The organism is Mycobacterium sp. NGS68 (assembly GCF_059812195.1).
In genome coordinates, this window is the sequence record NZ_JCALCE010000004.1 from 20,263 (window position 1) to 34,967 (window position 14,705).

Sequence of the window (14,705 nt, forward strand, 5' to 3'; positions counted from 1 at the left end):
CCACCGTCATGCTGCTCAACCCCAACAACCTGACCCGTCGCTACCCCGACGCGCGCTCGGCGGAGATCATGGCGGCGACCGTCGACTTCTTCGAGAACCGTGGCAAGGCCCAGCTCAAGCACGACGCACGCGAGCGCGTCTGGTATTCGGACTTCCTCGACTTCATCGCCAAGGAGCGCATCTTTGCCTCGCTGCTGACGCCGTCCGAGTACGGCGCCTCCGATTGTCGTTGGGACACCTACCGGATCAGCGAGTTCGCCGAGATCATCGGCTTCTACGGGCTGAGCTACTGGTACCCGTTCCAGGTGACCGCCCTGGGCCTGGGCCCGATCTGGATGAGCGACAACGAGGACGCCAAGCGCAAGGCCGCCGCCCAGCTGGAGCAGGGCGAGGTGTTCGCCTTCGGCCTGTCCGAGAAGGCGCACGGCGCCGACGTCTACCAGACCGACATGATCCTGACGCCGTCCGAACACGGCTGGACGGCGAGCGGCGAGAAGTACTACATCGGCAACGCCAACGTCGCGCGGATGGTCTCCACCTTCGGCCGCATCGAAGGCGCGGACCCGGAGTATGTGTTTTTCGTCGCCGACTCCCAGGATGACCGGTACGACTGCAAGAAGAACGTGGTGAATTCGCAGAACTACGTGGCGAATTACGCGCTGAACGAATACCCCGTCACCGAGGCGGACCTGCTGCACCGCGGCATGGGCGCCTTCCACGCCGCGCTGAACACGGTCAACGTCTGCAAGTACAACCTGGGCTGGGGCTCGGTCGGAATGTGCACCCACGCCTTCTACGAGGCCATCACGCACGCCGCCAACCGGCACCTGTACGGCACCGTCGTGACCGACTTCAGCCATGTCCGACGGCTGCTCACCGACGCCTACGCCCGGCTGGTCGCCATGCGGTTGGTGTGCACCCGCGCGTCGGACTACATGCGCAGCGCCGCGGCCGACGACCGTCGCTATCTGCTGTACAGCCCGCTCACCAAGGCCAAGGTGACCAGCGAGGGCGAGCGGGTCATCACCGCGCTGTTCGACGTCATCGCCGCCAAGGGCGTGGAGAAGGACACGTTCTTCGAGACCGTCGCCCAGGAGATCGGCATGCTGCCGCGGCTCGAGGGCACCGTGCACATCAACATCGGCCTGCTGGGCAAGTTCATGCCCAACTTCCTGTTCGCCCCCGACGCCGCGCTGCCGCTGATCGGCCGCCGCGACGACAACGCCGACGACACCTTCCTGTTCAACCAGGGCCCCACCGGCGGGCTGGGCAAGGTGCGCTTCCACGACTGGCGCGCGTCCTTCGACGCCTACGCCCATCTGCCCAACGTCGCGTTGCTGCGCGAGCAGATCGACGTGCTGGCCGAGATGCTGGCATCGGCGACCCCGGACGCCGCGCAGCAGAAGGACATCGACTTCGCGTTCGGCGTGGGCCAGATCTTCGCGCTGGTGCCCTACGGGCAGCTGATCCTTGAGGAAGCGTCGTTGTCCGGAGTGGACGAGGCCCTGCTCGACGAGATTTTCGGCCTGCTGGTCCGCGACTTCAACAGCTACGCAGTCGAACTCAACGACAAGGCTGCCACCACCGACGCGCAGGCCGCGTTCGCGCTGCGGATGATCCGTCGTCCCGCCAACGACTCCGCGCGCTACGACAAGGTGTGGAACGAATTCGTGCTGCCGCTCAACGGGGCATACGAAATGCGGCCGTGACGCGGCATTGACTATGACGCAGCTCACAGTAGAATGACCAGTGGTCATCTGTCGTGAGGAGGCGCCATGCCGACGGTCACCTGGGCACGTGTCGATCCGGCCCGCCGCGCGGCCGTCATCGAGGCGTCGGAGGCCGAGTTCGGGGCGCATGGGTTCTCCAACGGCAGCCTGAACGTCATCGCCCGCAAGGCGGGGGTCGCCAAGGGCAGCCTGTTCCAGTACTTCGCGGACAAGCGTGACCTGTACACGTTCATCACCGACATCGGCAGCCAGCGCGTGCGGGCCTACATGGAGGCCCGCATCCGCGAACTCGACGCGAGCAGGCCGTTTTTCGAATTCCTGACCGACCTGCTCGACGACTGGGTCGCCTACTTCGCCGAACATCCGAAAGAACGCGCCCTGCACGCGGCCGCGACGCTCGAGGTCGACACCGACGCCCGCATCAGCGTACGGTCCGTCATTCACCGCCACTACCTGGAAGTGTTGCGGCCCTTGGTGCGTGACGCGCAGGCGCGCGGCGACCTGCGCGCGGATTCCGACACCGACGCCCTGCTTTCCCTGCTGCTGTTGATCTTTCCGCACCTCGCGCTGGCGCCGTATATGCGCGGCCTGGATCCGGTGCTGGGCCTGGACGAGCCGTCGCCGGATCAGCCGAAGTTGGCGGTGCGCCGGCTGGTCGCGGTGCTGCAGGCCGCCTTCGCCGTGAGCGCCACAGTTACCGAGGAGGTCACATGACACGTACGCATTCCGGCTCGATGGTCGCGGGCGGACTCAACTGGAACAGCCTGCCGCTCAAGCTGTTCGCCGGCGGCAACGCCAAGTTCTGGAATCCCGCCGACATCGACTTCTCTCGCGACCGCGAAGACTGGGAGCGGCTGACCGACAGGGAACGTGACTACGCGATCCGGCTGTGCGCCCAGTTCATCGCGGGCGAGGAGGCGGTCACCGAGGACATCCAGCCGTTCATGTCCGCGATGCGGGCCGAGGGGCGCCTGGGCGACGAAATGTATTTGACGCAGTTCGCCTTCGAGGAAGCCAAGCACGTCCAGGTGTTCCGCATGTGGCTCGATGCCGTCGGCGTCACCGAGGACCTGCACGGGTATTTCGACGCGATCCCCACCTACCGCGAGATCTTCTACGAGGAGTTGCCGAACAGCCTCAACGCGTTGGCCACCGACCCGTCACCGGCCGCCCAGATCCGGGCGTCGGTGACCTACAACCACATCGTCGAGGGCATGCTGGCGCTCACCGGCTACTACGCCTGGCACAAAGTGTGTGTGGGACGCGGCATCCTGCCCGGCATGCAGGAGCTGGTGGCGCGCATCGGCGACGACGAGCGGCGCCACATGGCGTGGGGCACGTTCACTTGCCGGCGCCACGTCGCCGCGGACGACGCCAACTGGACCGTGTTCGAAGACCGCATGAACGAGCTCCTGCCCGTCGGCCTGCGCCTCACCGAAGAGGGATTCAGCCTGTACGGCGACGAGCCGCCCTTCGGCCTGTCGCGGGAAGAGATCATGCAATACGCCGCGGACAAGGGCATGCGGCGGTTCGGCACGATCAGCAGCGCCCGTGGGCGTCCCCTCGGCGAGATCGACCTGGACTACTCGCCGGTGCAGCTCGAGGAAACCTTCGCCGACGAGGACGCCCGCGCGCTGGCCGCCGTCTAGACCTCAGCCCACCCAGACGGTCTTGGCGTTGCAGAACTCTTTGATGCCGAGGTCGGCAAGCTCGCGGCCGTAGCCGGACCGCTTGACGCCGCCGAAGGGGAGCTCGGGGTAGGACACGGTCATCCCGTTGATGAAGACGCCCCCGGCCACGATGTCGTCGATGAAGCGCTCTTGCTCGGCCTCGTCCTGCGTCCACGCGTTGGAGCCGAGCCCGAACGTGGTGGCATTGGCGATCTCGATGGCCTCGTCGATGTCCTGCGCGCGGTACACCGACGCGACCGGGCCGAACACCTCCTCGGTGTACAGCGCCATGTCCTTTTTGATGTCGGTGACCACCGTCGGCGGGTAGAACCACCCCGGCCGATCCAGCCGCGCGCCGCCGCAGCGGACCTTCGCGCCGGCGGCGACGGCGGCGTCGACCTGGTCGGCGATCTCGTCGCGGCCCGATTCGGTGGCCAGCGGACCCACGTCGGTGTCCGGGTCGGTCGGGTCGCCGATTTTCAGCGCCTCCATCTTCTCCACGAACTTGTCGACGAACGCGTCGTAGATGTCGGTGTGCACGATGAACCGCTTGGCGGCGATGCAGGACTGGCCGTTGTTCTGCACTCGGCCGGTGACCGCGGTGCTGACCGCGTCGTCCAGGTCGGCCGACGGCATCACGATGAACGGGTCGCTGCCGCCGAGCTCGAGCACGGTGGGCTTGATCTCGTCGCCGCAGATGGCGGCGACGGACTGGCCGGCCGGCTCGCTGCCGGTGAGTGTGGCTGCCGCGACGCGGGGGTCGCGCAGGATGCGCTCGACGGCGCTCGACGAAACGAGCAGCGTCTGGAAACAGCCGTCGGGGAAGCCGCCGCGGGCGATCACGTCGGCGAGGTAGAGCGCCGACTGCGGCACGTTCGAGGCGTGCTTGAGCAGGCCGACGTTGCCCGCCATCAGCGCCGGCGCGGCGAACCGGACGGCCTGCCACAGCGGGAAGTTCCACGGCATCACGGCCAGCACCACGCCCAGCGGTTGCCAGCGGGTGTATGCCTTGGACGCGTTGACCTTCGACGCGTCGGCCGGCTCGTCGGCCAGCAGCGCCTCGGCGTGCTCGGCATAGTAGCGAAAACCCTTGGCGCACTTGATCGCCTCGGCCTTCGCCGACTTCAGCGTCTTACCCATCTCCAGGGTCATCATGGCGGCGGTCTGGTCGGCCTCGGCCTCCAGCAGGTCGGCGGTGGCGTTGGCCCACTCGGCGCGCTGGGCGAACGTGGTGTTGACGCGGTAGTCCAGGAACCGCTCGTAGGCGCGCGCGATGGCAGCGTCGACTTCGTCGTCGGTTGCCGCGGTGAAGGTCTTGACTGTCTCCCCGGTGGCCGGGTTGATCGTGGCGATGGGCACGCTGACGTCCTTCGTTTGGATTGGTTTCGAAACGGCCAGTCTCCAGCGTGCCACTAGTGTTGGCCAAGGGAGGTAGCGGATGAGTACACCGGCGCAGCTGATGGTCAAGTGCCTGGAAAACGAGGGCGTCGAGGTGGTCTTCGGACTGCCCGGCGAGGAGAACATCCGGTTCGTGCAGGCGCTCGCGTCGTCGGAGATCCGCTACGTGCTCACCCGCCACGAGCAGGCGGCGGCGTTCATGGCGGAGATGTACGGCCGGGTCACCGGGCGCGCGGCGGTGGTGTCGGCCACCCTGGGCCCGGGGGCGATCAACATGCAGCTCGGGGTGGCCGACGCGACCACCAACAGCACCCCGTTGGTCGCGATCTCCGCGCAGGTCGGCCAGGATCGCCAGTTCAAGGAGTCGCACCAATACGTCGACCTGGTGTCGATGTACGCCCCGATCACCCGCTGGGCGGCCGGGGTGCCGACCGTGCAGGCCATCCCGGAGATGTTCCGCAAGGCGTTCAAGCTCGCCGAGACCGAGCGCCCGGCATCGGTGTACCTCGCGGTGCCCGAGCACATCGACGCCGACGACGCCGACTACTCCGACCTCGCGCCGCTGCCGCGCAACGTCGTCCGCGCCGACGCGCCGGCGTTCCGCCAGGTGGCGCGGGCCGTGGACATTCTGCGCAACGCCAAGCGGCCGGTCGTGCTGGCCGGGCACGGCGCGGCCCGCAGCGACGCGACCGCGGCCCTGATCCGCTTCTCCGAGCAATTCGGTATCAAGGTCGCCAACACCTTCCACGGCAAGGGCGTGATGCCCGACGACCACCCCAACAGCATCGGCACCCTCGGGTTCATGCGGCACGACTACGTCAACTTCGGCTTCGACAACGCCGACGTGATCATCGCGGTCGGCTACGAGCTGCAGGAGTTCGACCCGGTGCGGATCAACCCGAAGGCCGACAAGAAGGTCATCCACGTGCACCGCTTCCCGGCCGAGGTGGACATGCACTATTCGGTCGACGTCGGGATCATCGGTGACATCAGCGCGTCGCTGGACGCGCTCGCCGAGGCGCTGGACGGCCACAGCTTCGACGGCGCCGACGACGTTCCGGGATCGGGCCTGCTGGCCGAGGAATTCGAGCGGGGACAACAGGATTCGCGCTACCCGCTGGCGCCGCAGCGGGTGGTCGCCGACACCCGCGCGGCCCTGGGCCGCAGCGACGTCGTGCTGGTGGACACCGGCGCCACCAAGATGTGGATGGCCCGGCTGTATCCGACCTTCGAGCGCAACACCTGTCTGGTCTCGAACGGGTTGTCCACCATGGGTTTTTCGTTGCCGGGCGCACTCGGGGTCAAGCTGGCCCGGCCCGACGCGAAGGTGCTGGCCGTGGTCGGCGACGGTGCCTTCCTGATGAACTCGCAGGAGATCGAGACCGCCGTCCGCGAGAAAATCCCGCTGGTGGTGCTGATCTGGGATGACGGCGGCTACGGGCTGATCGAGTGGAAGATGGATCTCGAACTAGGCGGCCACTACTACGTGAAATTCGGCAACCCGGACGTGGTGAAGTATGCGGAAAGCTTCGGCGCGAAGGGATATCGCATCAACAGCGCCGACGAGCTGCTGCCGACGCTGCGGAGCGCGCTCGACGACGACGGCGTGTCGGTGATCGCCTGTCCGGTGGACTACTCCGAGAACCTGCGGTTGACCGACCGGCTCGGCGAACTGGACGAGACGCTGGGGTAGGGCGGCCGGTCAGGTGGCCTCAGCGCAGCACCGCGGCGCCGTACCAATGACAAAGCAGCAGGGCCACTTCGACGTCGAGCCGGTCGTCCGCGATGGGCCGGCCGCGGCGCTCGACCGCCCGGTTCACGCGATACTTGACCGAGTTGGAGTGCAGGTGGAGTTCCTCGGCGGCCGCCTTGTGGCTGGACCCCGTGCGCAGGTACACCCGTAGCGTTTCGCGCAGCCGTTCGTCGGCTTCGGTGTCGGACGCCAGCGGCCCGAGGACCTCGCACACCCACGCCGCCGCGGCCTCCACGTTCTCGCCGACCAGAGCCGCGACCGCCAGGCCCGGATCGTTGGGGGAGACGACGCGGCGCGCGGCCGTCCCCGACGCCATCGCCACCGAACGCCCGTGTTCCGCCTGCTGATGCGAGCGGCGAAAGCCCTCGACGCCCGGCAGGGGATTGCCGGTGGCGATGGACGGCCCGTCGGGTGCCGCGGCGGCAAACGTGCGGATGGCGGCCAGCGCATCCGAGTCCGACGGCACCGGAATCCAGGCCCACCCGGTGACGCGGTCCATCGAGATGAACAGCGGATTCTCTTTAGCACCAACAGATTCGGCAAGCCGCTGCGCAAAACGTTCCATGGCGTCGAGTTCGCCGCCTTCGGCGGATTCGCCACACCACATGACGACCCCGACGTGGGTGCGCCGCAGCGGGTAGCGGATCGCGATGGTGGCCGCGTCGACATCCACGTTGCCACCGGTCAACAGCTCCCGAACATGCAACGCCCGCAGCGCGTTTCGATTGCCCAGCCAGCGGTCGCGTTCGTCCTGATAGGTGGCGACCACGCGCTGCGAGACCAGGTCGATGTACGCGAACGACACGGCGGCCATATCTTCGTACACGTCCAGGCTCAGCTGCGGGTCCAGATCGCAGGCCCGAATCTCGTCGAGCACCACGTTCAGTGCCGCCCGGTGACCGAGCCGGTAAGCCCGCACCAGCGCGTCGGCGGACACCTCGCGCTGGGCCAGCCGCCGGGCGTACTCCAGCGCGGCCGTCGGGGGCTCGATGTGCTCGACGGGTATGCCGTTGCGGATCGCCGAGAAGAACGTGTCGACGCTGGACGCGACGGTGTCGCGCAGTAGCTGAATCAGGTGGGCGTCGCCGGCCAACTCGGTGATCTTGGTGACCACCAGCTGCTGAATCGACCGCGTCGTGGCCTCCAGCTGGTCGTCGAGCCTGCTGGCGACGTGCGCCGCGGTCTTGGCAACGAGTGCGCGATCGGTGCGACTGCCGTCCGCCCCCATGATCCGAACGTAGTTGGCGTTGTCCCGCCAAGACAACAGTGCGGCGATAGTTGGTCCGCGCGCGACGTCGACCCGCGGGCGCAAGCTCCGTAACTTTTCTGGAATTCAGTGCCGTGAGCCGAAATGCTCAGTTATTCAACGCAAGTAAAGGACCACAAATGACAGCCCTCGATGTGCACGACCTCGACACCGTCGACCTGGCCGATCCGGCCGTGTGGAACGACGGCCCCCCCTACGAACTCTTTGCGCGGATGCAGCGCGAGGCGCCCGTGCACTTCAGCCCGCAACACAACCGACCGCAAGAGGGCGGCTTCTGGGACATCACGACCTTCGAGGGCGTGCGTGCGGTCAGCCGTGACTACAAGACCTTCTCCTCCGAACGCCGCGGCATCTTCCATTGGGATGAGATCAGCGACGGCCTCGGGCTGGACATTCAGCGCCTGCAGATGATTTCGATGGACCCGCCCCGCCACGACCGACTCAAGGCGCTGGTGATCAAGGAGTTCACCCCGGAAGTTATCGCCAAGCACACCGATCACGTCAACCAGATCATCAGCGGCGTCCTGGACAGCGTGGCCGATAACGACCGCTTCGACCTGGTTGCCGACGTTGCGCGGCCCATTCCGGCCCGGGTGATCGGCTCGCTGCTGGGGACTCCTCCCGAGGACGACGAAACGCTGGTGCACTGGACGAACGTGTTCACCGCGTTCGAAGACCCGGAGATCCGGAAGCAATGGGATGACCCCATGGCGGTGATGGCCGAAATCCTTGAATACGTCAATAACAGAATCGCTTTGGCTCGTAGCGGCGACATTTCGCTGAGCGGGAAGCTCCTCACCGCCATGATGGACGCCGAGGTCGACGGCGAGAAGCTCAACGAGATGGAGATCGCGTTGTTCTTCGTCTTGCTGATGTCGGCGGGTAACGACTCGACCCGAGCCACCTACACCGCGACCATGCTTGAGTTGCTGCGCAACCCGGAACTGGCCCAACAGCTACGCGAGCAACCCGAGCTGATTCCGGCGGCGGTGGAGGAAGGCCTGCGCTGCTACCCCGCGTTCGCGTTCATGGCCCGCGGGGCAACCCGTGACGTGGAGTTGCAGGGCAAGCAGATCAAAGAGGGCGATCGCCTGCTGCTGTGGTACATCGCCTCCAACCGCGACGAGAGCGTCTTCCCGAATCCGCACACCTTCGACATCACCCGGCCCAACCTCGCTGACGCACACCAGGCCTTCGGCGGGCGGGGACGGCATTTCTGCCTGGGCACCAACCTCGCGCGCCTCGAGCTGAGGCTGTGGATCCAGCAGACCCTGGAACGCTTCCCCGACCTGACATTGGACGGTGAACCGACCCGGGTACGAGCACTGTTCCTCAACCAGTACAACTCGGTACCGGTGCGGCGCTCATGACTGCGACCGAACAGCAGACCCGGGCCAGGCCCGCCTACCGCGAGGTCGAGGTCGACGTCGAAGTTCGGCGCCGGGAGGCGGTGTCCGACGGCGTCGTCACGCTGACCCTCGCCGACCCGACCGGCGCCGACTTGCCGGAGTGGGCCCCCGGCGCGCACATCGACCTGCTGCTGACGCCGTCGCTGGTGCGGCAGTATTCGCTGTGCGGCGACACCGCCAACCGGGCGGAGTGGCAGGTCGGCGTGCTGCTGGACCCCGACAGCCGCGGGGGATCGCAATTCGTGCACGACAAGCTGCACGAGGGCACCACGGTGCGGGTCCGCGGGCCGCGCAACCACTTTCCGCTGGTGGGGTCGCCGCGGTACCTGTTCATCGCCGGCGGCATCGGCGTCACCCCGATGATGCCGATGATCGCGGCGGCCGAGGCGGCGGGCGCGGACTGGCGTCTGCTCTACGGCGGCCGGACGCTCGCGTCGATGGCCTTTGTCGACGGGCTGCGGCGGCACGGCGACCGGGTCTCCGTCTGCGCGCGAGATGCGCAGGACGCCAGGGACTTCCGGGCTAACCTCGCGGCGGCCCTGTCCGAGCCGGGCGAGAACACGCTGGTGTACTGCTGCGGACCCGAAGGTTTGCTGACCGCCGTCGAGGACGCGTGCACGACCTGGCCGGACGGCAGTCTGCACATCGAGCGCTTTTCCGCGAAGGCGCTCGCGGAACCGTCGCCCGGCGCGCTGGACACCTTCGAGGTGGAATGCCAACGCTCCGGCATCACCCTGACCGTGCCGGCCGACAAGTCGATCTATGCGGCATGCGAGGAAGCCGGCGTCGACGTGCTCGGCTCCTGCATGGAAGGTGTCTGCGGCACCTGCGAATGCGACGTCCTCGAAGGCGAACCCGATCACCGCGACTCGGTGCTCAACGACGCCGAGAAGGCCCGCAACGACGTGATGATGACCTGCGTTTCACGCTCCCGCTCAGAAAGGTTGGTGCTCGACCTATGAGATCCAACTATCCGTTCAATTGCTGGTATGTCGCCGCGACCACCGACGAGGTGGGGGACGGCCTGCTGGGGCGCCGCCTGCTCGGCAAGTTCGTCGTCCTGTACCGGCGGGGCTCCGGAGACGTGGTGGCCATGGAGGACCGTTGCCTGCATCGGGCCTATCCGCTGTCCGCCGGCCGTCGCGACGGTGACCGATTGGTGTGTGGCGCCGACGGTTTCGTCTACGACTACGACGGCCGCCTGATCGACGTGCCGTCGCAGGAGAACGTGCCGCCCGGCGCGCGGGTACGCACCTACCCCGTGTACGAGCGGTCGCCGTTCGTGTGGATCTGGCTGGGGGATCCCGGCATCGCCGCGCTCCGCCCACCGCCCCGCATCCCGTGGTACGGCGACGGCACCGGGTGGGCGAGCACCACCGAGGTGTTGTGCGTCGAGGCGAATTACCTGCTGCTGCACGAGCATTACCTCGACCTGACCGACGTTTTCGTGTTGCACCCGGAGGTGGTGCCGCCGAACGTCGAGGTGTTGCCGCAGCTCGACGAGGTCGAAGTCTCCGAGCGGTCGGTTTCCTACTCCCGGCAGATACCGGCGAGCGGCCTCGCGCCGTGGGAGGCCGAGATCACCGGCCTGCCCGCCGACACGCCCGGCGACCGGCGGGAGGAAGGCACATTCGTCTCCCCGGCGCTGCACGTGCAGCACTACGTCATCGCGGCCGGAGGTGAAAAGGCGTGCGCGGTCGCAAGGATTCAGGGCTTCACCCCCGAAACCCCGGGCACGACCCACGTCTTCCTGCAGATGGCGCGCGATTTCGCCACCGAGAAGGCCGAGGTCGGCGAGTTCCTGCGCACCATGTTCCGCGAGTGGGCGCTGCGCGACGCGGTGGTGCTACAAACGATTCAGCGTCGCCTGGACGAGGAACCCTTGCCCCGCCGCGACCTGAACGTCAAGGCCGACCGTGCCGCGGTGCGGGCGCGGCGCATCGCCATGGAGATGGTCGACGAGGAAACCGGGCGCGCGTCATACGGGAGAGTGGGCTATGCCAACGCAATTCGACTATGACGTAGTGGTGATCGGGTCGGGCTTCGGTGGATCGGTCGCGGCGCTGCGGCTGACCGAAAAGGGCTATTCGGTAGCCGTTTTGGAAGCCGGGCGGCGATTCGAGGACCACGAGTTCGCCAAGACCAACTGGCAGGTGCGCAAGTTCTTCTGGGCGCCGAAGCTGGGCTGCACGGGTATCCAGCGCATCCACATGCTGCCCGACGTGCTGGTGCTGGCCGGTGCCGGCGTCGGCGGCGGGTCGCTGGTGTACGCGAACACGCTGTATCAGCCGAAATCCGATGCGTTCTACAACGATCCGCACTGGGCGCACATCAGCGACTGGAAGGCCGAACTCGCGCCGTTCTACGACCAGGCCAAACGGATGCTGGGGGTGGTGACCAACCCGACGATGACCCCGTCGGACAAGGTGCTGCTCACGGTCGCCGAGCAGATGGGGGTCAAGGACTCCTTCGGGATGACACCGGTTGGGGTGTTCTTCGGACCGGACAACACCAAGGCGCCCGGCGTCGAGGTCGACGACCCGTTCTTCGGCGGGGCGGGCCCGCGCCGACGGGGTTGCCTGGAAGTCGGCGAGTGCATGACCGGCTGCCGGCACAACGCCAAGAACACGCTGCTGAAGAACTATCTGTACCTGGCCGAGGGGGCCGGGGCGCAGATCCACCAGCTCACGACGGTGGTCGGCGTGCGCCCACTCGACGGCGGCTACGCGGTGGACACAGTGCGGACGGGTTCCTGGCGTCAGCGCAGGGACTCGAATACCATTACGGCCGAACAGGTCATCTTCGCCGCCGGCACCTGGGGAACCCAGCAGCTGCTGCACCGGATGAAAGTGACCGGCGCACTGCCCGGCATCTCGGAACGGCTCGGGGAACTCACCCGAACGAACTCAGAGGCGATATCGACCGCGAGCGTCAAGCTCCGCGACCGCAACGGCGCGGACTTCACCAAGGGCGTCGCGATCACGTCGTCGATCCACCCCGACGACAAGACGCACATCGAACCCGTCCGCTACGGCAAGGGGTCCAACTCGATGGCGCTGCTGACGACGGTGATGACCGACGGCGGCGGCAGGGTGCCGCGCTGGCTGAAGTGGCTCGGGCAGGTGGCGCGTCACCCCGGCCAGGCCGCGTCGCTGTACGCCGGGTTGCGGGATTGGTCGCAGCGCACCGTGATTGCGCTGGTGATGCAGACGGAGGACAACTCGCTGACGCTGTTTCCCAAGCGGACGCGGCTGGGCCGGATCAAGCTGTCCTCCCGGCAGGGCCACGGCGTGCCGAACCCGACCTGGATTCCGGCGGCCAACGAAGCCGTACGCCGGATGGCCCGCGAGATCCATGGCGCGCCCTACAGCAGCGTCGGCGAGATCCTCGACATCCCCATGACCGCACACTTTTTGGGCGGCTGCGTGATCGGTGACTCCGCCGAGCGTGGCGTCATCGACCCCTACCATCGGATGTTCGGCCACCCGGGACTGCATGTCTTCGACGGTTCGGCGATATCGGCGAACATCGGGGTCAACCCGTCGCTGACCATCACGGCGCAGGCCGAACGGGCCACCGCCTTCTGGCCCAACAAGGGGGACGTCGATGCCCGGCCCGCCCTCGGTGCCGAGTACCGACGGCTTCGTCCGGTCGAGCCGCTCAAGCCGGTCGTGCCGGCGAGCGCGCCGGCGGCGCTTCGGCTGGGCTGACTTCGGGCACGTGGTCGAATGGTCGCATGCTCTTCCGCCAACTCGAATACTTCGTGGCGCTCGCCCAGGAACGGCACTTCGCCCGCGCGGCGGAAGCCTGCTACGTCTCGCAACCGGCGCTGTCGGAGGCCATCCGCAAACTTGAACAGGAGCTGAAAGTCCCGCTGGTCCGGCGCGGCCAGAAGTTCGAAGGCCTCACTCCCGAGGGGGAACGGCTGGTGCACTGGGCCAGACGCATTCTGGCCGACCGCGACGCCCTCAAACAGGAAGTCACCGCGCTGCAGACCGGCCTGACCGGCGAGCTTCGGCTGGGCGTCGTGCCCGCGGCCGCGACAACCGTTGCGCTGCTTACGGATCCGTTCTGCGCCGCGCATCCGCTGGTCCGCGTGCAGCTGGAGACGAGCCTGCGTTCGGCCGGAATCATCGAGCGCATCCGCCAATTCGATCTGGACGCGGGGATCCTGTACCCGGACCGGCAGGACACGGCCGATCTGCTGGTCACCCCGTTGTACGAGGAGCACCAGGTACTCCTCGCCGGCGGCGAACTGCTCACCGGCCCGCCGGAGACCATCAGCTGGCAGGACGCGACCCAGCTGCCAATGTGCTTGCTGGCGGAGGGAATGCGGGGCCGCCGGGTCATCGACGAGGCGCTGGCCAGCCGGGGGCTGACGGTGACGCCGCAGCTCGAAACCGATTCCGTGGTCTCGTTGCTCGCCCACGTTGGCACCGGCCGCTGGGCCAGCATCGTTCCGCAGACGTGGATCCGCACCCTCGGCGTTCCAGCGGGGGCAAGGAGCGAATCGCCAAGGCGCCCAAGCTCAAGCTCGCGCTGACCGCCGGCATCGGCTCGGACCACGTGGATCTCGACACCGCCAAGGAACGCGACATTACCGTCGCGGAGGTGACCTACAGCAACAGCATCAGCGTCGCCGAGCACGCGGTCATGCAGATCCTGACGCTGGTGCGCAATTTCGTCCCGTCTCATCGGTGGGCCGCCGACGGCGGCTGGAACATCGCCGACTGTGTGCAGCGCGCCTACGACCTGGAGGGCATGGACGTCGGCGTGATCGCCGCCGGGCGCATCGGTCGGGCGGTGCTGCGCCGGCTGGCGCCGTTCGACGTCAACCTGCATTACACCGACACGCGCCGACTGCCGCCGGAGGTCGAGACCGAGCTGAATTTGACGTTCCACCCCGACGTCGAATCGCTGGTGCGCGCGGTGGACGTGGTGTCCGTGCACTCGCCCCTGTACGCGGACACGCGGGCGATGTTCGACGAGAAGCTGCTGTCCTCGATGCGGCGCGGCTCCTACATCGTCAACACCGCCCGTGCCGAGGAAACCGTGCCCGAGGCGATCGTGGCCGCGCTGAACAGCGGTCAGCTCGCGGGGTATGCGGGCGACGTGTGGTTCCCGCAACCGCCGCCGCCGGATCACCCGTGGCGCACCATGCCCAACAACGCCATGACTCCGCACGTTTCGGGTACCACGCTGTCCGCGCAGGCGCGCTACGCCGCCGGCACCCGGGAGATCCTCGAATCGTGGTTCGCGGGAAAGCCCATCCGCCCGGAGTACCTGATCGTCGAGGGCGGCAAGCTCGCGGGCACCGGAGCGCTGTCCTACCAGAAGTAACCCCAGAAGTAGCAGCGTTGGCGATGGCCGTCGATCAGGCGTCCATCGCCGTTTATCCTCAGCCAGGTGTGGCTCTGGTTGACGTTTCGGCCGTGGTGGGCGCAATGGCCGGCGTACGCGCTGGTGCTGGCGCTGGGT

The 14,705-nt window shown here is 67.4% G+C and carries 10 protein-coding genes and 2 pseudogenes; 10 read left to right on the forward strand and 2 right to left on the reverse strand.

What is annotated here, in order from left to right; genetic code table 11:
* The first annotated feature begins 8 nt into the window (after positions 1-8).
* The 3 genes from AC5Y5V_RS06495 to AC5Y5V_RS06505 all read left to right on the forward strand — a co-directional run bounded on the left by AC5Y5V_RS06495 (position 9) and on the right by AC5Y5V_RS06505 (position 3,379).
* The gene (locus AC5Y5V_RS06495) at positions 9-1,709 is read left to right on the forward strand and encodes an acyl-CoA dehydrogenase family protein (RefSeq protein ID WP_499932018.1); all 1,701 of its coding nucleotides are present in this window, start codon (positions 9-11) and stop codon (positions 1,707-1,709) included.
* A gap of 66 nt (positions 1,710-1,775) precedes the next feature.
* Positions 1,776-2,444 (forward strand): TetR/AcrR family transcriptional regulator, encoded by a 669-nt coding sequence (locus tag AC5Y5V_RS06500; protein ID WP_499932019.1) that lies wholly within the window; start codon positions 1,776-1,778, stop codon positions 2,442-2,444.
* Positions 2,441-3,379 carry a R2-like ligand-binding oxidase gene (locus tag AC5Y5V_RS06505; RefSeq protein ID WP_499932021.1) on the forward strand — a complete coding sequence of 313 codons (939 nt, stop codon included), beginning with the start codon at positions 2,441-2,443 and terminating at the stop codon, positions 3,377-3,379. Before AC5Y5V_RS06500 ends, AC5Y5V_RS06505 begins: the two co-directional genes overlap by 4 nt.
* Before the next feature lie 3 nt (positions 3,380-3,382).
* Here the strand turns inward: AC5Y5V_RS06505 and AC5Y5V_RS06510 are convergent, their stop codons facing one another.
* On the reverse strand, positions 3,383-4,759 hold the full coding sequence (locus AC5Y5V_RS06510) for an NADP-dependent succinic semialdehyde dehydrogenase (protein ID WP_499932023.1): 1,377 nt from the start codon (positions 4,757-4,759) through the stop codon (positions 3,383-3,385).
* Between the two features lie 79 nt (positions 4,760-4,838).
* On the opposite strand from AC5Y5V_RS06510, the gene AC5Y5V_RS06515 reads away from it, so the two are divergent.
* Entirely contained in the window at positions 4,839-6,491 is a 1,653-nt protein-coding gene (locus tag AC5Y5V_RS06515) for an acetolactate synthase large subunit (RefSeq protein ID WP_499932025.1), read from the forward strand.
* A gap of 19 nt (positions 6,492-6,510) precedes the next feature.
* On the opposite strand, the gene AC5Y5V_RS06520 is transcribed toward AC5Y5V_RS06515, so the two are convergent.
* A complete protein-coding gene (locus AC5Y5V_RS06520) occupies positions 6,511-7,779 on the reverse strand; it encodes a PucR family transcriptional regulator (protein WP_499932027.1) in 1,269 nt (422 codons plus the stop codon).
* Between the two features lie 158 nt (positions 7,780-7,937).
* Here AC5Y5V_RS06520 and AC5Y5V_RS06525 point away from each other — a divergent pair, with 158 nt between their 5' ends.
* The 6 genes and pseudogenes from AC5Y5V_RS06525 to AC5Y5V_RS06550 form a co-directional block, all read left to right on the forward strand.
* Entirely contained in the window at positions 7,938-9,188 is a 1,251-nt protein-coding gene (locus AC5Y5V_RS06525; protein ID WP_499932029.1) for a cytochrome P450, read from the forward strand.
* Complete coding sequence (locus AC5Y5V_RS06530) at positions 9,185-10,189, forward strand: PDR/VanB family oxidoreductase (RefSeq protein WP_499932030.1); 1,005 nt, start codon at positions 9,185-9,187, stop codon at positions 10,187-10,189. Before AC5Y5V_RS06525 ends, AC5Y5V_RS06530 begins: the two co-directional genes overlap by 4 nt.
* Positions 10,186-11,247 (forward strand): Rieske 2Fe-2S domain-containing protein, encoded by a 1,062-nt coding sequence (locus AC5Y5V_RS06535; protein ID WP_499932032.1) that lies wholly within the window; start codon positions 10,186-10,188, stop codon positions 11,245-11,247. The genes AC5Y5V_RS06530 and AC5Y5V_RS06535 overlap by 4 nt, the downstream gene beginning before the upstream one ends.
* On the forward strand, positions 11,225-12,937 hold the full coding sequence (locus AC5Y5V_RS06540) for a GMC oxidoreductase (protein ID WP_499932034.1): 1,713 nt from the start codon (positions 11,225-11,227) through the stop codon (positions 12,935-12,937). Before AC5Y5V_RS06535 ends, AC5Y5V_RS06540 begins: the two co-directional genes overlap by 23 nt.
* A gap of 26 nt (positions 12,938-12,963) precedes the next feature.
* A pseudogene (locus AC5Y5V_RS06545) lies at positions 12,964-13,755 on the forward strand (LysR family transcriptional regulator); the annotation flags it as partial.
* Positions 13,731-14,567: pseudogene (locus AC5Y5V_RS06550) on the forward strand (NAD-dependent formate dehydrogenase); the annotation flags it as partial. The pseudogenes AC5Y5V_RS06545 and AC5Y5V_RS06550, both read left to right, overlap by 25 nt.
* Positions 14,568-14,705 lie beyond the last annotated feature (138 nt).